Below are 20,599 nucleotides of genomic sequence, written 5' to 3' on the forward strand. Positions count from 1 at the left end.
TATATTGTGTTTTGGGTCGTTAGAACGACCCAAAACACTCACGACCACCCTGCCCGAGGCCCTCCCGCAGCTGCCCGCCGCCCCCGCCGCCACTCACGACCACCGGGAGAGCCGGGCACTGTAGACCACCCCACCGACAGGATCCAGCCCCGCGGCCGGGACCGCCGAGGGTTGTCCACAACGGTCCCGGTTGTCCACAGATGTGTCCCGCCCCCACCCAGCGGCCCCATTCCCGCCGCAGGGTGGGGGCATGACCACCTCCACCCCGACCGGCAGGACCAAGGTCGATCTGAAGGATCCGGCGGACCTGCTCGCCGCGATCCCGTACCTCCTCGGGTTTCATCCCGAGGACTCCGTCGTCGTTTTCGGTGTCCGCGGCCCGGACCGCAAGCAGCAGGGCATCGTCCTGCGTGTGGACCTTCCGCCGCCGGGCCTGGAACACGATCAGGCGCGCGACCTCGCGGTCCGGCTCGCCCTGACCGGCCACACCGGTGCCGCCGTCGCGGTCGTCGGCGGCGGTGCCGCGAATCCGGCGGGGCGGCCGCCGCGCCGCCGCTTCCTCCGGCGCCTGGAAACCTCGCTGGCCGAGTACGGCATCCCGGTGCTGCACTCGCTGTGGGCGCCGCGGATCGACGCCGGCGTGAAATGGGGCTGCTACCGCGAAAAGACCTGTGGTGGCGTCTTGCCCGACCCTCGCGATTCGGTGATCGCCGCGATCGTCACCGGCGACGGGCAGATCACCCGCGAGAGCCGAAGCGAGGTCGAGCGCCTCTACGCGCCCGGTCCGCGGGAGACACTCGCCCGGCGCGCCGATCTCCTCACCATGATGGCCGAGCCGCCTTGGCGAGGGAAAGACGTCGTCGAGGCCGGGGTCGCCGAGGTGAACGCCGCGCTGGCCCGCGCCGCGGAGGGTGACTTGACGATCACCGACGCCCAGGCCGTCCGGCTGGCCTGGGCGCTCTCCCTCGTCGAGGTCCGGGGTGCCTGCATGCTCAGCGCCGCCCCCGCGGAGTCGCCGCTCGCGCGGACGGCGGAAACTCTCTGGCTCACCCTGGCCAGGGAACTACCCGAGCCGGAGTCCGCCGAGGCGCTGTCGCTGAAGGCACACGCCGCTTATGTCCGCGGTGACCTGACCGCGACCGGGATGGCCTTGGCCAGGGCGCGTGAAGCCGATCCCGAGCATGGGCTGGCGAAGCTGCTGACTTCGGCTCTGGACGCGATGGTTCCACCGTCCAAAGTGGCCGGATTGGTCGTCAAGCAGCGGGCAGAAGGAACGCCCGCGATCAGCTTCGATCCGCCTGGCGGGACCGCGTGAACTCCCAGGCGTCGGACACGATGCCGTCGAGGTCGGTGCGCTCGGGCTTCCAGCCGAGTTCGCTGCCCGCCCGTTCGCTGGAGGCCACCAGCACCGACGGGTCGCCCGCGCGGCGCGGCGCGACCGCGGCGGGGATCTCGTGACCGGTGGTACGGCGGCACGCCTCGATCACCTCGAGGACCGAGAAACCGGTGCCGCTGCCCAGGTTGTAGACGCGGTGTTCCCCGTCGACGGCGTGGCGCAAGGCCAGCAGATGAGCGTCGGCGAGGTCGACCACGTGGATGTAGTCGCGGATGGCGGTGCCGTCCGCGGTCGGGTAGTCGTCACCGAAGATCTGGATCCGCTCGCGGTCCCCGGTGGCGACCTGGAGAACGAGGGGGATCAAATGGGTTTCCGTGGCGTGCCGCTCGCCGAAGGCACCGTAGGCGCCGGCGACGTTGAAGTAGCGCAGGCTGACGGCGGCGATGCCGTGAGCACGCGAGAACGACGTGATCGCGTGGTCGATGGCCAGTTTCGTCGCGCCGTAGGTGTTCGTCGGCCGCGTCGGGGCGCTCTCGGGGATGGGAGAGGACTCGGGCTCGCCGTAGGTGGCCGCGGTGGAGGAGAACACCAGCCGCTTCGTGCCGTGATCGCGCATCGCCTCCAGCAGGCGCAGCGACGTCAGGACGTTGCCTTCCCAGTATTTCGCCGGATCCGTCATCGACTCGCCGACGAGCGACTTGGCGGCGAAGTGGAGGACACCGTCGAAACCGTCGCCGAGCAGGCGCTGGGCGACCTCGGCCGCATCGCCCTCGACGAAGGTGGCGTCCGGGTGCACCGCGTCGGCGTGCCCGGTGGAGAGGTCGTCGACCACGGTGACGTCGTGCCCGGCCTCGATGAGGCGGGCCGCGCAGACGCTGCCCACATAACCGGCTCCGCCCGTCACCATCAGCTTCAGGGTCTTCGTCGGTTCGTCGGTCACGTTCGCGCCTTTCTGCTGCGGATGCGGTCGCGGCCCAGTCTCCTCGCTCCTGGGCACACCGCGCGTCCGGGGGTCTTACAGTTCGTCGCGGCCCGCACCGCGCGAAGGCACCGCCGTGAACAGCCTGGGGTGGCGCAGATCCGCCGTCTCGTAGGCGGCCTTCACCGCCCGGCCGACAGTGTCCACATCGGACTCGCGGACCAGTGCGATCGCCGAGCCGCCGAAACCGCCACCGGTCATCCGCGCGCCGAGCGCGCCGGCCTCACGGGCCGAAGCGACGGCGAGGTCGAGTTCGGAGGTCGAGATCCGGTAGTCGTCGCGCATGCTGACATGCGAAGCGTCCAGCTGCGGGCCGATCTCGGTGATCCGCCCGGCGCGCAAGAGGTCCACGGTGTCGAGCACCCGCTGGTTCTCCGTCACCACGTGCCGCACCAGTGGCACCAGGTCGTCCGGAAGCTTGGCCAGCGCGGCGTACAGCCCGTCGACCTCGATGTCCCGCAGTGCCTTCACTTCGAGCAGTTCGGCGGCGCGTTCGCAGCCCCGGCGGCGTTCGCCGTAACCGCCCTCGGCGTGCGAGTGCTTCGTGCGGGTGTCGATGATCAGGATCCGGACGCCCGACTCCTCCAGTGGGAACGGCACCTGTTCCAGTTCGCCCGAACGGACGTCGAGGAACAGGACGTTCGATTCCGTGCAGCACAGGGACGCGGTCTGGTCGAGCAGCCCGGTCGGCGCTCCGACGAAATCGTTCTCCGAACGCTGCACCCAGCGGGCGACCTCGTGCAGGGCCGGCGAACCGGCGCCGGCCCCCGGCGTGATGCCCGCGAGCCCCAGCAGGGCGAGCGCGACAGCACATTCGAGCGCGTGGGAGGAGGACAAGCCCGCCCCCGAGGGCACGTCCCCCGCGATGACCAGATCCGCGCCGCCGCCGAGACCCTGGTCCCGCAGTACCCAGGCGACTCCCGCCGGGTACGCGGCCCACCCTTCGACCGAGCCGGGCTTCAGGTCGGTGATGGTGAGCCGGCCCGATTCCTGGACCCGGCCGTCCGAGCCGAGGGTGGCCACGGTCAGCACACCGTCTTCGCGTGCCGTCGCCGCGGCGGCGAGCCGGTGCGGCAGGGCGAACGGCAGCACGAACCCGTCGTTGTAGTCGGTGTGCTCGCCGATCAGGTTCACCCTGCCGGGTGCGGACCAGACCCCGGCCGGAGCCCGGCCGTGGAGGGTCCGGAAGGTCGCCGCGGCGTCGGACGCGGCGTTCACCGCGCCTGCGCCAGCACCGCGTGCAACGCCGATACGGGGACCTGGGCGGTGTTGTTGCCGCCGGTGACCTCGATGGTCCCGCCGGGTGCCGCCTTGCCGACCTTGACCCGGCTGCCGGGCACGATGCCGACCGACTTGAGCTCGGTCATCAGCGTCTCGTCCAGCTGCACGTGTTCGGCGATGCGCCGGATCTCGACCTCGCCGCCACCCGTGCGGGCGAACTCGTCGAGCCGCACCAGGTCGGATTCCGCCGGGGGTGCGGGGTCGCCGTCGCCGAGCTTGTCCAGCCCCGGGATCGGGTTGCCGTAGGGCGACGTCGTGGGGTGGTCGAGGAGCTTGACCAGCTTGCGCTCGACGGCCTCGCTCATCACGTGTTCCCAGCGGCAGGCCTCGTTGTGGACATGCTCCCACTCCAGGCCGATCACGTCGACCAGGAGGCGCTCGGCCAGCCGGTGCTTGCGCATCACGGCGATCGCGAGTTCGCGACCGTGGTCGGTCAGCTGCAGATGCCTGTCATCCGCGACGACGACCAGTCCGTCACGTTCCATCCTGGCGACGGTCTGGCTCACGGTCGGGCCGCTCTGCTGCAGCCGTTCCGCGATCCGGGCCCGCAGCGGGACGACACCCTCTTCTTCAAGCTCGTAGATCGTACGCAAGTACATCTCTGTGGTGTCGATGAGATCGTTCACGCTGTCCCCTTCGTCCGCGTTGCTCATCGTAGTCGCTGGCACCGACAGCGACGCAGGCGTGGGGATAACAAGCCCCTCGACCGGAAAAGTCCCCCAAGCTGGGCACGGAGGCTCAGGGAGCGGGATCATGGGCGGATGCGCCCCATCATCACCACCGGCGAGCTCGCCTCGCGGCTCTCCGGGCCGGAATCGGCACGCTGCGTAGTCCTCGACGTCCGCTGGCGGCTCGCCGGGCCGCCCGGCGCCGAGTCTTACCGTGAGGCACATCTCCCGGGGGCGGTGTACGTCGATCTCGACACCGCGCTCGCCGGTGCGCCGGGTGACGGGGGCCGTCACCCGCTGCCGGAACCGGGGACGCTGCAGCGGCATCTGCGGGCGGCCGGGGTCCGCGCCGGTCACCCGGTCGTGGTCTACGACGACTCCGACGGTTCGGTCGCGGCCCGTGCCTGGTGGCTGCTGCGCTGGGCCGGGCATACCGAGGTCGCCGTGCTGGACGGCGGGTTCGCCGCCTGGGCGGAGGAGGAGCGTCCGCTCACCGGCGAGGTCCCGTCGCCCGAGGAGGGCGACATCGTCGTGGAGCCCGGTGGCATGCCGGTGCTGGAGGCCGGCGAAGCCGCCGCGCTCGCCAGGGAGGGTCTGCTCTTCGACGCCAGGGCCAAGCCGAGGTACGCGGGGGAGACCGAGCCGATCGACCCGCGCGCCGGGCATATCCCGGGAGCGGTCAACGCGCCCTTCTCCGGTCATCTCGCCGAGGACGGCCGCTGGCGTGACGCCTCCGAACTCGCAGAGCGGTTCGAAGGACTCGGTGTGACACCGCGGACCGCGGTCGGTGTCTACTGTGGATCGGGCGTAACTGCCTCGTCCGTCGTCCTCGCGCTGGAGGTCGCGGGTCACCCCGGGCCCGCCGCGCTGTACGCCGGTTCGTGGTCGCACTGGTCCCGCGATCCGGAGCGCCCGGTGGCCGTCGGGGACCTCCCCGGCTGACCCGCCGCTGTCCGGCACGGGGCATGAGCCGCTTCCGGGCACTAGAGTTCGGGCCATGCGAGCACCGGCCGTCGTATGGGACTCCTCGCTGCTGGGTTACGACCTCGGTGGCGAGCATCCGTTCAATCCGGTGCGGCTCGAACTGACCATCCGGCTCGCCACCGAACTCGGCGTGCTCGACGGGGTCGAACTGCTCGTGCCCGGTCCCGCGGGCGAAGACGAACTCCGCCGCGTCCATCTCGGCGAGTACATCGAGGCGGTCCGGCAGGCGCCGATGACCGGTGCCGATTTCGCGCACGGACTCGGCACCGACGACAACCCGGTGTTCACCGGCATGCACGAGGCCTCGGCGCTGGTCGTCGGCTCGACCCTGCTGGCCGCGCGCAAGATCGCCGACGGCGAGGCGACGCGTGCGGTGAACATCGCCGGCGGGCTGCACCACGCGATGCCGGACAGGGCGTCGGGGTTCTGTGTCTACAACGACTGCTCGGTCGCGATCTCGTGGCTGCTGGACCACGGCTTCGACCGCGTCGCTTACGTCGACACCGACGTGCACCACGGCGACGGGGTGCAGGCCGCGTTTTACGACGATCCGCGGGTACTGACCGTTTCGCTGCACCAGCACCCGTTCACGTTGTGGCCGGGCACCGGCTATTCGGCGGAGATCGGCAAGGGCGGCGCCGAGGGCACCGCGGTCAATCTCCCGCTGCCGCCCGGTACCCGCGACGGCGGCTGGCTGCGGGCGTTCGACGCCGTCGTGCCGTCGCTGCTGGAGCAGTTCCGGCCGCGGATCCTCGTGACGCAGTGCGGGGTCGACTCGCACGAAGAGGACCCGTTGGCCGACCTCTCGCTTTCGGTCGACGGCCACCGCGCCATCTACCGGCGGCTGCGTGAGCTGTCCGAGGCGCATGCGGACGGTCGCTGGCTGGCCGTGGGCGGCGGTGGCTACCAGCTGATCCGGGTGGTGCCGCGTTCCTGGACGCATCTGCTCGCCACCGTGCTCGACCGCGACGTCGACCCGGCGACGGCCTTGCCGCCGAACTGGGTCGCGTCCCTCTCCAGGGCGGCGCCGAACGCCGAGATCCCGCCCCGGATGTCCGACGACCGCGACCCCACGTTCGTCCCGTGGGGTGACGGGGCGGACGACCCGGTCGACATCGCCATCCGCGAGACCCGCCGCGCGATCTTCCCGCTGCACGGCCTCGATCCGGACGATCCGAGGGACTGACATGACCGCTGACGACGACACTGAAAACACTGGGGATGCCGGGACCGACGGACGCCGGGATCCGTACGACTTCCCGCGTGAGTGGGAGGCCGACGTCCTGCTCTCCGACGGCGGCACGGTCCACTTGCGGCCGGTGATCCCCAGTGACGCCGACGGTCTGGTCGCCTTCCACGGGCGGCTTTCCGAACGCACCAGGTACTTCCGGTACTTCGGCGCGTATCCGCGGATCCCGCGACGGGATCTCGAACGGTTTTCCGTCGTCGACCACCACGACAGGGTCGCTTTCGTGGCGTTGCTCGGTGACGACATCGTGGCGGTCGGCCGGTACGAGCGGCTCGAACGCGGGCCGTCGGCCGAGGTCGCGTTCGTCGTCGACGACGCCCACCAGGGTCGCGGGCTCGGGTCGATCCTGCTGGAGCATCTGGCCGCGGCCGCGTCGGAATCCGGGCTGCGCCGTTTCGTCGCCGAGGTGCTCGCCGAGAACGCGGCGATGGTCCGGGTGTTCCGCGACGCGGGTTACCAGGTCAGCCGCGAGATCGAAGAAGGCGTGCTGCACCTGGAGTTCGACATCGATCCGACCGAGGAGTCCCTCGCCGTCGCCCGTTCGCGCGAGCAGGCCGCCGAGGCACGCAGCGTGCACAACCTGCTGCATCCGAAGTCGGTAGCGGTGATCGGCGCGTCCACCGATCCGACGAAGATCGGGTACGTCGCCCTCACCAACCTGCTGAGTGCCGACTTCGCGGGCACGGTCTACCCGGTGAATCCGGAGCACAAGTCCGTCCGCGGCGTGCGTGCGTATCCGTCCGTCGTGGACATTCCCGAGGACGTCGACCTCGCGCTGGTCGCCGTGCCTGCCGAAGCCGTCGAGTCCGTTTTGGACGGTGCGCTGGCCAAGGGGGTCAAGACTTTGCTGATCGTCTCGGGCGGTTTCGCCGAGGCGGGTCCGCACGGCTTGCACGCCGAACTGAGGCTGGTCGGCGAGGCAAGGGCGCACGGTATGCGTGTGGTCGGCCCGAACGCGCTGGGCGTGCTCAACACCGACGCTTCGGTCCGGCTCAACGCGACCCTCGCGCCGCGCCTGCCCGCCCGTGGCCGCACCGGTTTCTTCTGCCAGTCCGGTGCGCTCGGCACCGCGATCCTCGCCGACGCCGAGTCACGCGGCCTCGGGCTTTCGACGTTCGTCTCGGCCGGTAACCGTGCCGACGTCTCCGGGAACGACCTGCTTCAATACTGGGAAACCGATCCGGCGACCGACCTTGTGCTGCTGTACCTGGAATCGTTCGGCAACCCGCGTAAATTCGCGCGGCTCGCGCGGCGGCTGGCGCGAACGAAACCGGTGGTGGCGGTGAAATCCGGCAGGCACGCCGTCCGCCCGCAGCTCGCCGCGACGTCGGCCGAGGTCGACGAGTCCAGCGTGCAGGCGCTGTTCGAGCAGGCGGGTGTCGTCCGCGTCGACACGCTCGCGCAACTCTTCGACACCGCGCTGGTCTTCGCCCATCAGCCGCTGCCCGCCGGGCCGCGGATCGCGATCGTGGGCAACTCCAGCGCCATCGGGCTGCTGGCCGCCGACACCGCGCGGGCGCAGGGCCTGCGGCTCGCGTCGGATCCGGTCGACGTCGGGCCGCAGGCGAGCCCGGAGGAGTTCGCCTCTGCCGTGCGCGAGGCGCTCAACTCGCCGGAGACCGACGCGCTGGTCGTGGTCTTCGTCCCGCCACTCGCCATTCCCGGCACCGCCTACGCCCGCGCCCTGCGGGAAGCCGTCGTGGAGATGGACAAGAACAAGCCGATCGTGTCGACCTTCCTCGCCGTCGAGGGCATACCGGACGAACTGGCCGTGCTGTCCGAGGACGGCGTGCCGACGCGGGGCTCGGTCCCGTCGTACTCCAGTCCCGAACGCGCGGTGAACGCACTCGCGCGGGTGGTGCGTTACGCCGCCTGGCGGCAACGGCCGCAGGGAAACCTGGTGCGGCCCGCGGGGCTGCACGCCGAGCAGGCGCAGGTGATCGTGAACGAATTGCTGTCCGCCGAGGACGGCAAGACGACGCTGCTCTCCGACGACGACGTGGTCCGGCTCCTGGGCTGCTACGGCGTCGACGTCGTCCCGTTCCGCGTCGTGTCTTCCGCCGACGAAGCAGTGAAGACGGCCGAGGAACTCGGATTCCCGGTCACCCTCAAGGCCGTCGACGAGCGGCTGCGAGGAAGGCCGGACCTCGCCGGGGTACGGCTCGATCTGTCCTCTGTGGACGGTGTGCGCCGGGCGTACGCGGATTTGCGGGAGATCTCCCGGGACGAAGAGGTCTACGTCCAGCAGATGGCGCCCAAGGGCATCTCGTGCGTGATCGGCCTGCAGGACGACCCGTCGTTCGGCACACTCGTTTCGTTCGGCCTCTCCGGGCTGGTCAGCACGCTGCTGGGCGATCGGGCCTACCGCGCCGTCCCGCTCACCGACGTCGACGCGGCGACCCTGCTGCGGGAACCGCGGACGTCGCCGCTGCTCACCGGCTATCGCGGTGACGAACCGGCGGATCTGGCCGCGTTGCAGGACATCGTACTGCGCGTGGCGGCTCTCGCCGAGGACAACCCCGAGGTCCGTTCGATGACACTCGACCCGATCCTCGCGTCGCCGGAGGGCGCGTTCGTCGCCAACGCCCGGATGGTGCTCGGCCCGCCGCCGACCCGTCCCGACACCGGGCCGAGGCGGCTGCGGCCGATCAACGCCGCTATTTGAGTCCGGGCAGGACGACGCTGAGCACGCTCGTCAGAAGTGGTGTGAGGATCCCGAACGCCGTCGTGACGGTCTTGGCGACGGTGGCGTCCGTGCCCATCAGGTTCGTCAGCCGCGCCCGCCCGGACAGCCAGTCCTCGGTGGGGCGGGCGTCGGGCGGCAGCGGGTAGAGCTCGTCGACCAGCCGCAGGCACCGGGTCTTCCAGGTCAGGAACACCGGCACGTAGAGCAGCAGCGAGATCGCGGTGAACAGTGCGCCGTAGAGCAGTACCGCTTCCGGCGGGAAGCTCTCCCTCGGGGTGCCTGTCGCGAGGAAGGCGCGGCGCTGGGCCCCGGCGTCGATGACCGCCGTCGACACGATGAGTGCCAGCACGGTGAGGCAGACACCGTTGGCACGCTTGCAGTCGAGCAGTTCGCCGAGCACGTCGTCCGCGCGCTCCCGTGCTTCGCCGTCGAGCACTCGTGAGATCCGGCGCAGCCGGACGTGGTTGAGCCACAACCCCAGCACCGCCGGAGCCGCCGCGACCAGGCCGAGGGCGAGCAGTGTTCGCGAGATCCCGATCGCGGTCGTGGGCTTGAGCGCACCGATCGGCGAACCGGTCTTCCACTGGAACGCGAACAAGACCGCCGCGAAGAGCGCGTACGCCAGCGCCGGTTTCCAGAGCGCGACACCGGCCAGGCGGCGCCAGGCCGTCAGGTGGACCGAGTGCGCGAACAAGAAAGCGAACAGTACCGCCGACGCCGCGATCAGCAGCGCCCACGCCACGAACTCGCCGGACTCGGCCAGTGCCCGGTTGCCTCGTGAACCGAGCACCGTACGGGTCAGCAGGCCGAGGACGGCGAAGGCGCCGAGCGCGAGCACGCTGACCACGAGCGGCCACAGCCAATGTTTCCTCAGGCGCGTCACGCCGACAGTGTCCCGTGAACGGCGTCGATCAGGAATCCCACTCTTGGGGCGAGCGCGCGGCAAGGTCCTCGTCGTGGCGAGCGAACGCCGCGATATCGGCCAGGATCGTGTTGTGGAACGATCCGTCCGGCACGGATGAGCTTCGTCTGCACTGCCCGCGCTTCCCCGGCCAGGGGGCCGGCGGGGATGGACAGCTTGGTCGTGGTGTGCACGAGGTCGAACCCGCCGCCGAGCCGTCGGCTCGTCACCTGGCGAATCTCCAGGGTGCTGCCCCGGTAAATGGTGTCGAAGATGTTCTGGCTCTCTCGCGCGATCGTCGCGCGGCCGCGCTGGATCCGGCCGACGACGTCGACGAAGTCCGCGTCCTCGGCGAAGGGGGCGGCCCACGCTTCGCCGTCGCCCGCGTTCCAGGCGCGTTCCAGCGCGGTGATGATCTCCTCGGTGGTCATCGCTATCCTTTCTGGAACGTCGATACATTAGTTAGAACACCGTTCCAACTTTCGAGGAGCTTACATGACGGCGGACCTCCCCGGCATCGTCCGGTTGCGTGACCGGCGTGAGGCACTGACGCTGCGCACGATCCTGACCGCGGCCCGCCGTCTGTTCGCCGAACGCGGCTACGCGCGGACCCCGATCCGCCTCATCGCGCAGGAAGCGGGGGTTTCGCCGCAGACCATCTACGCCCATTTCGGGTCGAAGGCCGGTGTCCTCGGTGGGCTCGTCGACCTCCTCGACGACGAGGCCGGGATCCCCGGCCTCGTCGCCGAGGCGCACCGGACCGACGATCCGGTCGCGTTGCTCGGCCTGCTGGCCACGGTCGCCCGCCAGGTCCGGGAACGCTGCGGCGACATCGTCGCGATGCTGGGTTCCGGCGCGGCCGTCGATCCGGACATCGCCGCGACCCAGGCCGAGGGCGCGCGGCGCAACCGCCTCGGGATCGAGCTGGTGATCGACCGGGTCCGGCGGGGTGGCCGTGAGGTGGTGCCCAGGGCAGCCGACATCGCCGTCGCGCTCATGGGTGCCGGCGTCCACGCCGACCTCGTCATCGAGGCGGGGTGGAGTCATGACGATTACGAAGCCTGGCTCAAGGACACGTTGGTCGCGTCGCTGCTTCGATGACGCAAGGCCCGGTCGAGAAACGCCGTGAAATGGGCGCGCTGTGTGGCGATGCTTCGCAGGGAGTCGCGTCATGGAACCGAACGTGAGGAGCGAACCGCAACTCAAGGCCTGCCCCCAATGTGGCATTGGGGACGCTGAACGTCCCCAATGCCACATTGGGCGCACTAAGGGCGCCTAAGTGCGTCGTGGGTCAGGGTTGTGGGTACTCGGGTTCCCAAGAGTGTGCGGTGCCTTCCGCCGCCAGTTCCCGTTTGAGTACCTTGTGCGTCGCCGTTCTCGGCAGTTCCTCGACCACTCGCACGAACCGCGGCCGCTGCTTCGGCCCGAGATCGCCTTGTGCCACGACGAAAGCGGCGAAGTCGCCCGCGTCGATCGGCGTCCGGCAGACCAGCGCGGCCATCACCTGGTCGCCCACGCGCGGGTCCGGGACGCCGTACACGGCGGCTTCGCTGACGGCGGAATGCCGGACGAGCACGCGTTCGATGGGGGCGGTGCCGAGGTTTTCGCCGTCGATGCGCAGCCAGTCGCCGAGCCGCCCGGCGAAGTAGCAGTAACCGTCCGTGTCGAGGTAGGCCAGGTCGCCGGTGTGGAACATCCCGTCGCGCATCCGCTCGGCTTCGGCGCCGGGATCGCCGTAGTACCCGGCGAAGAACCCCGGGCCGCCGGTGTTGACCAGTTCGCCGACCGCTTCGGCGGCGTTGAGAAGCTTCCCGGCAGCGTCGAATTTCGCCGACGGACAAGGCTTTCCGGTCTCCGGGTCGAGTACCGCGACGCCGTCGAGCAGGCGGCCGAGCGAACCAGGGGGTGTGGTGGCGTCCCGGCCGAAGTTCACGCCGCCCTCGGTCGAGCCGAACGCGTCGGCCACGTGACAGCCGAACCGCGCGCCGAAGCGAGCGAGGTCGGCTTCCGCCCCTTCGTTGCCGTAGACCAGTTTCAACGGATTGTCAGCGTCGTCGTCCCGTTCGGGAGTGGTGAGCACGTAGGACAACGGCTTGCCGACGTAGTTGGCGTAGGTCGCGCCGAATTTCCGGACGTCGAGAAGGAAACCGGAGGCCGAAAACCTTCGCCGTACCGCGATCCCCGCGCCCGCGGCGAGTCCGACCGACCAGCCGGCCATGATGGCGTTGGAATGGAACATCGGCATCGACACGTACACCGTGTCCTCTGTGGACAGTCCGAACCTGGTGGCCAGCATCGCGCCGGGGAAGGCGACCTTGCCGTGCGTGCAGCGGACCGCCTTCGGGTCGCCGCTGGTGCCCGAAGTGAAGATCAGCATCAGCAGGTCTTCGGGTTTCGCGGCCACCGGGACGACGGCCTCCCGCAACGGCATCAGATCACTCAGCCGTAGCACCGGGACACCGGCTTCGGAGAGAAGCGGCAGGTAGTGGTCCTCGGCGAACACGATCTCGCAGTCGGCCAGCGCGACGTCGCGGGCCAGTGCGGCGCCCCGGCGTGTCGGGTTCAGGCCGACCAGGACGTGCCCCGAGAGCGCCGCGCCGCCGAGCAGGAACGAGAACTCCGGGACGTTGTCCGCCAGCAGCCCGAAATGCCCGCCGGGACGCAGGATCCCGGCGAGTGCGGCGGCGTACCCGGTGCAGGCCTGGACGTGTTCGGCCCAGGACCAGCGCCGGTCCTCGAACAGCAGCCCGGTCGACGGGTCCTCCGCCCGGGCGAGCAGGAGTTCCGTGACCGTGGGGGTCATGCCGGATCCGCGGCCAGCAGATCGCCGAGCCCCCGCAGTTGCGCGGTCGCGCCACCCAGCGTGAATTCGAGCCGTTTCGCCCCGACGAAGTACCGGTGCAGCGTGTGGTCGACGTCGATGCCGACACCGCCGTGGACGTGCACGGCCGTATGGGCGACCCGGTGCCCGGCTTCGGCCGCCCAGAACTTCGCCGTCGCGACCTCTTCGGCCGCCGGAAGCCCTTCGCTCAGCCGCCAGGCGGCCTGCCACAACGTCAGGCGGACGGCCTCGACGTCGACGTACGCGTCGGCGAGCCGTTGCCGGACCGCCTGGAAACTCCCGATGAGGTGGCCGAACTGCTCGCGTTCGCGCGCGTACGCGGCCGTCAGTTCCAGCGCCCGTTCGACGACGCCGAGCTGCTGCGCGCAGACGCCGATCGTGCCGCGCAGCCGCAGCCATTCGCCGACGTCGCCCAGCGACACCGCGGACCTCGCGCCGGAGAGTTCGACGAGCGCGGCGTCGGCGTGGTCGACGGTCCGCTGCGGTGAGACGGATACGGCGTCACGGTCGAGCAGGAACACCTGGCGCCCGCCGTCAATGGCCGCCTCGACGAGGAATCCGTGCGCGAAAGCACCCGAAGCCACCGCGGTCTGCGTGCCGGTCAGCCGCCAGCCGTCGCCGTCGGCCTCGGCGGTGAACCCGCACGGTATGCCGAAGTCCGGCAGTGCCACCGCGAGCACCTGCTCGCCGCGCAGCACCGGGACGATCCAGCGCTCGGCCAGTCGCCCGTCCCCGAACTCGGCCACCGCGGCCGCACCCATGACCACGGACGTCAGATACGGCACCGGAGCGACCGTGCGGCCGATCTCGGCCAGCACGGAACACTGCTCCAGCAGCCCGAACCCGCCGCCGCCGACAGTCTGCGGCAGCGCGGCGTCGACGACTCCGGCCTGCGCCAGCGCCTTCCACAGCGGCGCGTCGAAACCACCGGAACCGTGTGGCCCCAAGACGTCCGGGGTGACCTTGTCCGTCAGGATCCGGCGCGCCAGCGACGCGAGGTCCTGTTGCGCTTCAGTGAGCGTGAAGTCCATCAAAGTCTCCTAGCGCGTGACGGGCAGGCCGAGGGCGGTCGCGGCGATCATGTCCCGCTGGATCTCGTTGGTGCCGCCGCCGAAGGTGAGGATCAGCGAAGACCGGTGCAGCCGTTCGATCCGGCCGCGCAGCACCGCGCCGGGGGAGCCCTCGCGGACGACGGCGCCCGCGCCGAGGATCTCCATCATCAGCCGGTAGGCCTCCGTCGCGAACTCCGTGCCGAACACCTTGGTCGCCGACGCCTCCGCCGGGCCGAGGTCGCTGCTCGCGGCCGCCCAGGCGATTCGCCAGTTCCGGAGCTTCAGGTATTCCGCGTGCGTGTGGATCCGCGCCAGATGCAGCCGCACCCACGGCGCGTCGATGACGCGGGAGCCGTCGGGCAGTTTGGTCGTCCGCGCCCAGGTCCGCACTTCACGCAACGACGTCTGGATCGGCGCGGCCGAGGTCAGCGCCACCCGTTCGTGGTTGAGCTGGTTGGTGATGAGCGGCCAGCCCTCGTTCTCCCCGGCCACCCGGGAGGTCACCGGCACGCGGACGTCGTCGTAGTAGGTCGCGCTCGTCCCTGGCCCGGCGACGGTGTGCACCTTCGTCCAGGAGAACCCGGGCGCCGACGTCGGCACGATCAGCATGCTGAGGCCCTTGTGCTTACGGGCTTCGGGGTCGGTGCGAGCGGCCAGCCAGATGTAGTCGGCGTACTCGATCAGGCTCGTCCACATCTTCTGGCCGTTGACCACGTAGTCGTCGCCGTCGCGGACCGCGCGGGTGCGCAGTGACGCCAGGTCGGTCCCGGCACCCGGCTCGGAGTAGCCGATCGCGAAGTGCAGGTCGCCGGCGGAGATCTTCGGCAGGTAGAACGCCTTCTGTTCTTCGGTGCCGTAGCGCATGATCGTCGGCCCGACGGTGTTCACCGTGAGGAACGGGACGGGCACCCCGGCGGCGGCCGCCTCGTCGGTGAAGATGAGCTGATCGAGCATCGGCCGGTCCTGTCCGCCGTACTCGCGCGGCCAGCCGAGCGTGAGCCAGCCCGAGCTGCCGAGTTCGCGCACGATTTCCTTGTACACCAAGCCGTCGCCGTACTCTCCGCCGTCACCGGCGAGGGCCTCGCGGCGTTCGGGGGTCATCAGCCCGGCGAAGTACTCCCGTAGTTCCCCCGCCAGTGCGCGCTGCTCCGGCGTGTAGTCGATCCGCATCCGTCACCTCTGCCGTCGGTGCTCGTTACTGGTGCCATGGCCGCTCGCGGCGGTAGGGTAGAACCTGTTCTAGTTGTACCAGGTGTGGCGGCGAGGAGGGAATATGGAGATCGACGTCGATCGCTCGCTCTGCGAGGCGAACGCGATCTGTGTCGGCTTCGCGCCCGAGGTCTTCGATCTCGACGACGATGAGGAGCTGGTCCTCTCGGTGGCCGAAGTTCCGCAGAACCAAGTAGAACGTGTTTCTCATGCTGTGGCGAGTTGCCCGAAGAATGCCCTGCTCATACGTGGTTAGCGCCGTTTATTTGCACCTTGCACGCAGCGAGAACAGATTCTAGTGTGTCCGGAGAGGCAAGGAGGCCTGGAGTGAGCTTGGACGGCAAGACGGCCATCGTGACCGGAGCGGGCGCGGGACTCGGCCGGGCGGAAGCGCTGGCGCTCGCCGCCGCCGGAGCGTCGGTGGTGGTCAACGACGTCTCGGCCGCGGCGCGGGCGGTGGCCGACGAGATCGAGGCCGCAGGCGGCAAGGCGATCGCGGTCACCGGTGACGTGTCGGAATCCTCGACGGCGGACGCACTGCTCACCGCCGCCGTCGACCATTTCGGCGGCCTGCACATCCTGGTCAACAACGCGGGCGTGCTGCGCGACCGGATGCTGTTCTCGATGTCCGACGAGGAATGGGACACCGTGCTCGCCGTCCACCTGCGCGGGCATTTCCTGCTTTCCCGCAACGCCGGGGCGTACTGGCGCGACAAGTCCAAAGTGGACGGCGCGCCGGTGTACGGCCGCGTGGTCAACACCGCGTCGGAGTCGTTCCTGCTCGGTGCGCCAGGACAGCCGAACTACGGCGCGGCCAAGGCCGGGATCGCCGCGCTGACCGTCTCCACCGCACGCGGGCTCTCCCGCTACGGCGTCCGCGCCAACGCGATCTGCCCACGCGCCCGCACCGCGATGACCGAAGCCGTTTTCGGTGCCGAGGCCCCAGAAGGAGTCGACCCGCTTTCGGTCGACCACGTCGCGCCGTTCGTGTCGTTCCTCTGCTCGCCCGAATCCGACCGGGTCAACGGCCAGGTGTTCCTCGTCTACGGCGGGATGGTCGCGCTGATGCGGCCGCCGTCGGTGGAGCAGCGGTTCGACACCGTCAACGGCACCTGGACCACCGGCGAACTCGCCGGCCGCGTGGGCGGCTACTTCGCCGACCGCGACCCGGAACGCATGTTCTCCGCGTCCGAAATCATGTCGCTGCCATGACCGAGGAGATGATGTAGTGGGCAGGATCGAGGGCAAGGTCGCCCTGATCACCGGCGGTGCCCGTGGTCAAGGCGAAGCGGCCGCGCGGCTGTTCGTCGCCGAGGGCGCGCGAGTCGTGATCGCCGACATCAACGACCTCGACGGCGAGAAACTCGCCGCCGAACTCGGGGAAGCCGCCGTCTACCAGCATCTCGACGTCGGCGACGAGGCCGGGTGGGACGCCGCGATCGAGCGCACGGTTTCCGAATTCGGCCCGCCGACGGTGCTGGTCAACAACGCGGGCATCCTGCACTTCTCCGAACTCGGCAAGACCACGCTCGCCGACTACGAACGCGTCATCCGGGTCAATCAGATCGGGGCGTTTCTCGGGATGCGTTCGGTCGTTGAACCGATGACCGGGGCCGGAGGCGGCTCCATCGTCAACGTGTCCTCAGTGGAAGGACTCGCCGGGATGCCGTATCTCGTCGCCTACACCGCGAGCAAGTTCGCGATCCGCGGCATGACCAAGGTCGCGGCGCTCGAACTCGGCGCGAAGAACATCCGGGTCAATTCGGTCCATCCCGGCGCGATCGACACCCCGATGGTCGCCGCCGCCGCGGGCGGGCAGAAAGTCGACATGTCGTGGGTGGGCAAGAAGGTCGCTTTGGGGCGCGTCGGTCAGCCGGAGGACATCGCGAAACTCGTGCTGTTCCTGGCGAGTGACGAAAGTTCGTACAGCACCGGCGCGGAGTTCGTCGCCGATGGCGGCGCCACGGCGACGCACGGGCTCAAGTTCTAGCGTGGAGGTGCCGAGAGCAAAGTGAACACCGCTAACGCAATGGGGCGTCGCGGGGTGGAGTAAGACTCGGGGCAGACGACTGGGAGGTTCTGTGGGAGCGACGGTGTCTGTCCCCGGTATGGGTGCGCTCACACAGGTCGGCAGGCTCGCGACGCTGTCGTGGGAGGTCCTGCGCGCGATCTTCAAACGCCCGTTCCAATTCCGCGAGTGGATCCAGCAGTGCTGGTTCTTCGCCAGCGTCACGATTTTGCCGACGGCGCTGGTGGCGATTCCGTTCGGCGCGGTCATCGCGCTGCAACTCGGTTCACTGACACAGCAAATCGGCGCGCAGTCGTTCACCGGCGCGGCGAGTGCGCTCGCGATCGTGCAGCAGGCGAGTCCGCTGATCACCGCGTTGCTGGTGGCAGGCGCGGGTGGCAGCGCGGTCTGCGCCGACATCGGCGCCCGCAAGATCCGCGAGGAGATCGACGCGATGGAGGTGCTCGGGGTCAACCCGATCCAGCGCCTGATCGTTCCCCGTGTCCTCGCCGCGATCGTGGTTTCGGTGCTGCTGAACGGGTTGGTCAGTGTCGTCGGGGTGCTCGGCGGCTACTTCTTCAACGTCGTCATGCAGGGCGGCACGCCGGGTGCCTATCTCGCCAGCTTCAACGCGCTGGCCCAGGTGCCGGACCTGTGGGTCAGTGAGATCAAGGCGCTGCTGTACGGCTTCGTCGCCGGGGTGGTCGCGGCGTTCCGCGGGCTGAACCCGGCGGGCGGGCCGAAGGGCGTCGGCGACGCGGTGAACCAGGCCGTGGTCATCACATTCCTGCTGCTGTTCCTGATCAACGTCGTCCTCACCGCGATCTACCTGCGGATCGTGCCGCCGAAGGCGATGTGACATGGCAGCCGAACCGGCCGTTTCCGACCGGACACTCGAAATCATCGCGCGTCCGGGTGCCATGCTGGAGGGCTTCGGAGGCCAGCTGTCGTTCTACTTCCGGGCGCTGGCCTGGACCCCGCGCACGATCCGGCGCTACGGCCGGGAGATCTTCCGCCTGCTGACCGAAGTCAGCTTCGGCACCGGCGCGCTCGCGGTGATCGGCGGGACGCTCGGCGTGATGATCGGGATGACGCTCTTCACCGGGCTCATCGTCGGCCTGCAAGGCTATTCCGCGCTCAACCAGCTCGGCACCGCCGCGCTGACCGGGTTCATCTCGGCCTACTTCAACACTCGTGAGGTCGCGCCGCTTTCGGCCGGGCTCGCGCTCTCGGCCACCGTCGGCTGCGGGTTCACCGCGCAACTGGGCGCGATGCGGATCTCCGAGGAGATCGACGCGCTCGAAGTGATGGGCGTGCCGAGCATGCCGTACCTCGTGACGACGCGGGTGATCGCCGGCGTCACCGCGGTCATCCCGCTCTACGCCGTCGGCCTGCTCTCGTCCTATCTGGCCTCGCGGCAGATCACCATCTGGCTCTACGGCCAGTCCGCGGGCACCTACGACCACTACTTCACGCTGTTCTTGCCGCCGGAAGACGTCCTGTGGTCGTTCCTCAAGGTGATCATCTTCAGCGTGCTCGTCATCCTTTCCCATTGCTACTACGGCTATACCGCCGGCGGTGGGCCCGCCGGGGTCGGGGTCGCCGTCGGCCGCGCGGTGAGGACCGCGATCGTGCTGATCTCGGTGCTCGATTTCTTTCTCAGCCTCGCGATCTGGGGCGCCACGACGACGGTGAGGATTTCCGGGTGAACAGGGGGATGCTGCTGCAGCGGCTCCGGCACCAGGTGCTGGGCCTGATCTTCCTCGTGGTCGTCGTACTGTTCTTCGTCACCACGATCGCCTTCTACGAGAAGGCGTTCACCTCGGTGACGCTGGTAAAGCTGGAGACCGACCGCATCGGCAACCAGATGCGTGAGGGCGCGGACGTCAAGGTGCGCGGGATGGTCGTCGGCGAGGTGCGGACGATCCAGGCCCACGGCGACCACGCGACGATGGAACTCGCGCTGCAACCGGACAAGACCAAGGTCATCCCGGCCAATGTGTCCGCACGGCTGCTGCCGAAGACGTTGTTCGGCGAGCGGTACGTCGCCCTGCAGATTCCGGAGCGGCCCGAGCGGCATATCGGCGAAGGCGACGTCATCCCGCAGGATCGCAGCAGTAGCGCGATCGAGCTGGAAACCGTGCTCGGCAACGTGATGCCGTTGCTGCAGGCTGTGCAGCCGGAGAAGATGGCGAGCACGCTGAACGCCGTCGCGTCCGCTTTGGACGGTCAGGGCAAGCAACTCGGCTCGACGCTGGCGGGGCTTTCCGAGTATCTCGGCAAGCTGAACCCGTCGCTGCCCGACCTCAAGGCCGACATCTCCGGGCTCGCGAACGCCGCCGCGATCTACGACAAGGCCGCGCCGGATCTGCTGGCGGCGCTGTCGGATCTGACCACCACGAGCAAGACGTTGGTCGAGAGCCAGCGTGGCCTCGCCGACGTCTACTCGACGGTGACCGCGGCTTCGATCGACCTGACGAGCTTCCTGAAGGTCAATCAGGACAACCTGATCCGGCTCACCACCAACCTGCAACCCACCTTGGACGTCCTCGCGAAGTACGCGCCCGAATACCCCTGTCTGCTCAAACAGCTGGCCGGATCGGTGCCGCGCGCGGAACTCGCGTTCGGCAAGGGCACCGCGCATCCCGAGGTCAGCCGCGTGACGATCGAGTTCACGCCGAGCCGCGGCAAGTACCTGCCCGGCGTCGACGAGCCGAAGTACCACGACAAACGCGGTCCGCGGTGCTATCCGGAGGTCCCGCCGCCGGGCCGCTGGCCGCAATACCCGCCGGACGGCGCGATCGACGACGGCTCCTCCAAACCCGCGCCGCCGCGTGACCCGGACGGCAGGCTGCCCGCCGGCGGGGGAGCGGGTGGTTCGGTCGTGAACACGCCGGACGAGCAGCGGCTGATCGACCTGCTCGTGTCGCCGGCCATGGGCACGACGCCGGACCAGGTACCGAACTGGGGCAGTCTGCTGGTGGGGCCGCTCTACCGCGGTGCGGAGGTGGAGCTCAGGTGAGCCGGGTGTCGGAAGTGCGGACAGGCGGGGGTCGTGAGTGGCGTTTCGGGTTAGTGAGGGGTACGGCAAAGGTGGCGCCTTCGGGTGAGGTGGTGCCTGGGGTGGCGCGGCACCGCACTCACGCCTTCAAGCACGCGAGTTACGCCTTCAAGCACGCGAGTTACGTGTTCAAGCACGCGAGTTACGGCTTCAGGCACGCGAGTTGCGTGCTCAAGCACGCGAGTTACGCCTTCAAGCACGCGAGTTACGTGCTCAAGCACGCGAGTTACGGCTTCAGGCACGCGAGTTACGTGTTCAAGCACGCGAGTCACGCCTTCGCGCTGGCCGCCGACCCCGCGAACAAGCCGGTCACAGCGAGCCCAGGCACCACGCCAAGTTTGCC

The 20,599-nt window shown here is 69.4% G+C and carries 19 protein-coding genes; 11 read left to right on the forward strand and 8 right to left on the reverse strand.

The genetic code is table 11. The annotated features are described in order from the left end of the window. Positions 1-250: 250 nt before the first annotated feature. A complete protein-coding gene (locus AB0M65_RS26350; protein WP_364032772.1) occupies positions 251-1,315 on the forward strand; it encodes a DUF4192 domain-containing protein in 1,065 nt (354 codons plus the stop codon). Here AB0M65_RS26350 and galE read toward each other — a convergent pair. The 3 genes from galE to AB0M65_RS26365 all read right to left on the reverse strand — a co-directional run bounded on the left by galE (position 1,284) and on the right by AB0M65_RS26365 (position 4,249). Further along, complete coding sequence (gene galE / locus AB0M65_RS26355) at positions 1,284-2,276, reverse strand: UDP-glucose 4-epimerase GalE (protein ID WP_364032775.1); 993 nt, start codon at positions 2,274-2,276, stop codon at positions 1,284-1,286. The two genes, AB0M65_RS26350 and galE, sit on opposite strands and share 32 nt — an antisense overlap. A 75-nt stretch (positions 2,277-2,351) precedes the next feature. After that, positions 2,352-3,533, reverse strand: a complete 1,182-nt coding sequence (gene galK / locus AB0M65_RS26360) for a galactokinase (RefSeq protein ID WP_364032778.1) — start codon at positions 3,531-3,533, stop codon at positions 2,352-2,354. Beyond that, the gene (locus tag AB0M65_RS26365; protein ID WP_207897405.1) at positions 3,530-4,249 is read right to left on the reverse strand and encodes a metal-dependent transcriptional regulator; all 720 of its coding nucleotides are present in this window, start codon (positions 4,247-4,249) and stop codon (positions 3,530-3,532) included. The genes galK and AB0M65_RS26365 overlap by 4 nt, the downstream gene beginning before the upstream one ends. Positions 4,250-4,357: 108 nt before the next feature. Between AB0M65_RS26365 and AB0M65_RS26370 the strand changes: the two genes are divergently transcribed. The 3 genes from AB0M65_RS26370 to AB0M65_RS26380 are packed head-to-tail and all read left to right on the forward strand — an operon-like array spanning position 4,358 to position 9,162. Beyond that, positions 4,358-5,206: a sulfurtransferase gene (locus tag AB0M65_RS26370; protein ID WP_364032782.1), complete on the forward strand. Its 849-nt coding sequence runs from the start codon at positions 4,358-4,360 to the stop codon at positions 5,204-5,206. A gap of 55 nt (positions 5,207-5,261) precedes the next feature. Beyond that, positions 5,262-6,434, forward strand: coding sequence for an acetoin utilization protein AcuC (locus AB0M65_RS26375; RefSeq protein WP_364032785.1), 1,173 nt, complete (start codon positions 5,262-5,264; stop codon positions 6,432-6,434). Between the two features lies 1 nt (position 6,435). Then, on the forward strand, positions 6,436-9,162 hold the full coding sequence (locus AB0M65_RS26380; protein ID WP_364032788.1) for a GNAT family N-acetyltransferase: 2,727 nt from the start codon (positions 6,436-6,438) through the stop codon (positions 9,160-9,162). Here AB0M65_RS26380 and AB0M65_RS26385 read toward each other — a convergent pair. Together AB0M65_RS26385 and AB0M65_RS26390 are read right to left on the reverse strand one after the other, a co-directional pair. Beyond that, positions 9,155-10,066, reverse strand: a complete 912-nt coding sequence (locus AB0M65_RS26385; RefSeq protein WP_364032791.1) for a hypothetical protein — start codon at positions 10,064-10,066, stop codon at positions 9,155-9,157. The genes AB0M65_RS26380 and AB0M65_RS26385 overlap by 8 nt on opposite strands. After that, positions 10,063-10,515 carry an SgcJ/EcaC family oxidoreductase gene (locus AB0M65_RS26390; RefSeq protein WP_364032794.1) on the reverse strand — a complete coding sequence of 151 codons (453 nt, stop codon included), beginning with the start codon at positions 10,513-10,515 and terminating at the stop codon, positions 10,063-10,065. Before AB0M65_RS26390 ends, AB0M65_RS26385 begins: the two co-directional genes overlap by 4 nt. Before the next feature lie 64 nt (positions 10,516-10,579). On the opposite strand from AB0M65_RS26390, the gene AB0M65_RS26395 reads away from it, so the two are divergent. Further along, positions 10,580-11,185, forward strand: a complete 606-nt coding sequence (locus tag AB0M65_RS26395) for a helix-turn-helix domain-containing protein (RefSeq protein WP_364032797.1) — start codon at positions 10,580-10,582, stop codon at positions 11,183-11,185. A 190-nt stretch (positions 11,186-11,375) separates the two neighbouring features. Here the strand turns inward: AB0M65_RS26395 and AB0M65_RS26400 are convergent, their stop codons facing one another. The 3 genes from AB0M65_RS26400 to AB0M65_RS26410 are packed head-to-tail and all read right to left on the reverse strand — an operon-like array spanning position 11,376 to position 15,148. Beyond that, positions 11,376-12,887 carry a long-chain-fatty-acid--CoA ligase gene (locus tag AB0M65_RS26400; RefSeq protein WP_364032800.1) on the reverse strand — a complete coding sequence of 504 codons (1,512 nt, stop codon included), beginning with the start codon at positions 12,885-12,887 and terminating at the stop codon, positions 11,376-11,378. Further along, positions 12,884-13,957 (reverse strand): acyl-CoA dehydrogenase family protein, encoded by a 1,074-nt coding sequence (locus AB0M65_RS26405; RefSeq protein ID WP_364032803.1) that lies wholly within the window; start codon positions 13,955-13,957, stop codon positions 12,884-12,886. Before AB0M65_RS26405 ends, AB0M65_RS26400 begins: the two co-directional genes overlap by 4 nt. Positions 13,958-13,966: 9 nt before the next feature. After that, positions 13,967-15,148, reverse strand: a complete 1,182-nt coding sequence (locus AB0M65_RS26410; protein WP_364032805.1) for an acyl-CoA dehydrogenase family protein — start codon at positions 15,146-15,148, stop codon at positions 13,967-13,969. 103 nt (positions 15,149-15,251) lie between these two features. Here AB0M65_RS26410 and AB0M65_RS26415 point away from each other — a divergent pair, with 103 nt between their 5' ends. The 6 genes from AB0M65_RS26415 (at position 15,252) to AB0M65_RS26440 (ending at position 20,217) form a co-directional block, all read left to right on the forward strand. Beyond that, on the forward strand, positions 15,252-15,443 hold the full coding sequence (locus tag AB0M65_RS26415; protein ID WP_364032808.1) for a ferredoxin: 192 nt from the start codon (positions 15,252-15,254) through the stop codon (positions 15,441-15,443). Positions 15,444-15,514: 71 nt separating this feature from the next. Continuing rightward, the gene (locus tag AB0M65_RS26420; RefSeq protein WP_364032811.1) at positions 15,515-16,399 is read left to right on the forward strand and encodes a 3-oxoacyl-ACP reductase; all 885 of its coding nucleotides are present in this window, start codon (positions 15,515-15,517) and stop codon (positions 16,397-16,399) included. A 16-nt stretch (positions 16,400-16,415) separates the two neighbouring features. Beyond that, positions 16,416-17,177, forward strand: coding sequence for a glucose 1-dehydrogenase (locus AB0M65_RS26425; protein WP_364032814.1), 762 nt, complete (start codon positions 16,416-16,418; stop codon positions 17,175-17,177). Between the two features lie 118 nt (positions 17,178-17,295). Then, on the forward strand, positions 17,296-18,054 hold the full coding sequence (locus tag AB0M65_RS26430) for an ABC transporter permease (RefSeq protein WP_093938001.1): 759 nt from the start codon (positions 17,296-17,298) through the stop codon (positions 18,052-18,054). A gap of 1 nt (position 18,055) precedes the next feature. Next, the gene (locus AB0M65_RS26435) at positions 18,056-18,904 is read left to right on the forward strand and encodes an ABC transporter permease (RefSeq protein ID WP_364032817.1); all 849 of its coding nucleotides are present in this window, start codon (positions 18,056-18,058) and stop codon (positions 18,902-18,904) included. A gap of 8 nt (positions 18,905-18,912) precedes the next feature. Further along, entirely contained in the window at positions 18,913-20,217 is a 1,305-nt protein-coding gene (locus tag AB0M65_RS26440) for an MCE family protein (protein WP_364032854.1), read from the forward strand. Positions 20,218-20,599: the final 382 nt, after the last annotated feature.

Origin of the sequence: Amycolatopsis sp. NPDC051071 (assembly GCF_040682875.1) — a bacterium.
Lineage (GTDB): Bacteria > Actinomycetota > Actinomycetes > Mycobacteriales > Pseudonocardiaceae > Amycolatopsis.

What these genes read in the sequence shown, in the direction of transcription:
- AB0M65_RS26370 (WP_364032782.1), top strand. Translation starts at nt 4,358, where the DNA reads ATGCGCCCCATCATCACCACCGGCGAGCTCGCCTCGCGGCTCTCCGGG.
- AB0M65_RS26390 (WP_364032794.1), bottom strand. Translation starts at nt 10,515, where the DNA reads ATGACCACCGAGGAGATCATCACCGCGCTGGAACGCGCCTGGAACGCG.
- AB0M65_RS26375 (WP_364032785.1), top strand. Translation starts at nt 5,262, where the DNA reads ATGCGAGCACCGGCCGTCGTATGGGACTCCTCGCTGCTGGGTTACGAC.
- AB0M65_RS26405 (WP_364032803.1), bottom strand. Translation starts at nt 13,957, where the DNA reads ATGGACTTCACGCTCACTGAAGCGCAACAGGACCTCGCGTCGCTGGCG.
- AB0M65_RS26415 (WP_364032808.1), top strand. Translation starts at nt 15,252, where the DNA reads ATGGAGATCGACGTCGATCGCTCGCTCTGCGAGGCGAACGCGATCTGT.
- AB0M65_RS26440 (WP_364032854.1), top strand. Translation starts at nt 18,913, where the DNA reads ATGCTGCTGCAGCGGCTCCGGCACCAGGTGCTGGGCCTGATCTTCCTC.
- AB0M65_RS26435 (WP_364032817.1), top strand. Translation starts at nt 18,056, where the DNA reads ATGGCAGCCGAACCGGCCGTTTCCGACCGGACACTCGAAATCATCGCG.
- AB0M65_RS26365 (WP_207897405.1), bottom strand. Translation starts at nt 4,249, where the DNA reads ATGAGCAACGCGGACGAAGGGGACAGCGTGAACGATCTCATCGACACC.
- AB0M65_RS26400 (WP_364032800.1), bottom strand. Translation starts at nt 12,887, where the DNA reads ATGACCCCCACGGTCACGGAACTCCTGCTCGCCCGGGCGGAGGACCCG.
- AB0M65_RS26395 (WP_364032797.1), top strand. Translation starts at nt 10,580, where the DNA reads ATGACGGCGGACCTCCCCGGCATCGTCCGGTTGCGTGACCGGCGTGAG.
- AB0M65_RS26430 (WP_093938001.1), top strand. Translation starts at nt 17,296, where the DNA reads ATGGGTGCGCTCACACAGGTCGGCAGGCTCGCGACGCTGTCGTGGGAG.
- AB0M65_RS26380 (WP_364032788.1), top strand. Translation starts at nt 6,436, where the DNA reads ATGACCGCTGACGACGACACTGAAAACACTGGGGATGCCGGGACCGAC.
- AB0M65_RS26350 (WP_364032772.1), top strand. Translation starts at nt 251, where the DNA reads ATGACCACCTCCACCCCGACCGGCAGGACCAAGGTCGATCTGAAGGAT.
- AB0M65_RS26410 (WP_364032805.1), bottom strand. Translation starts at nt 15,148, where the DNA reads ATGCGGATCGACTACACGCCGGAGCAGCGCGCACTGGCGGGGGAACTA.